Here is a 432-nt window from a genome sequence, read left to right as displayed (position 1 = left end):
ATTGGTGATTAATTATATTGATGAGGATAGAAACCCGCTAGATGAGGTTATGGGTGTAGAAGAAGCGGCTGAACAGTGGAACATGTCACCTGGAACATTAAAAAACTTATGTGCTTCTGGTGAGGTTAAAGCGAAGAAAATCGGTAATAGATGGATCGTTTCAAAAAGGCAATCGTGCCCTAAAAAATAGGTGCAAAATGAATTTATATGTAATTACGATTTATTTAGTAAAAATGTCCTTTTAGTTTGTTATTAGACTTATTTCAAAGAAAACAATTAGATGTATATTTTATTGAGAAATATTCAATCTTCTGAATATTTAATGTGTTTAGCTGTATTTTTTGATATTATGGTATTAATTTACATGAAAAAGGGGAAGTGGATGCTATGGGTGTTCAAGTAATTACTAAAGAAAAAATTACAAGCCTATTG

General features: G+C 30.6%; 1 protein-coding gene. It reads left to right on the top strand.

All coding sequences use genetic code 11. The annotated features are described in order from the left end of the window. Positions 1-190 (top strand): helix-turn-helix domain-containing protein (locus AC1DJR_RS33585; protein WP_477004634.1); only part of this gene is annotated, 190 nt, incomplete at its 5' end. Positions 191-432: the final 242 nt, after the last annotated feature.

It is taken from the genome of Bacillus sp. 05T31 (assembly GCF_056396725.1).
Note: the sequence above shows the minus strand (reverse complement) of the source record. Positions and strands in the feature narration are given on the sequence as shown.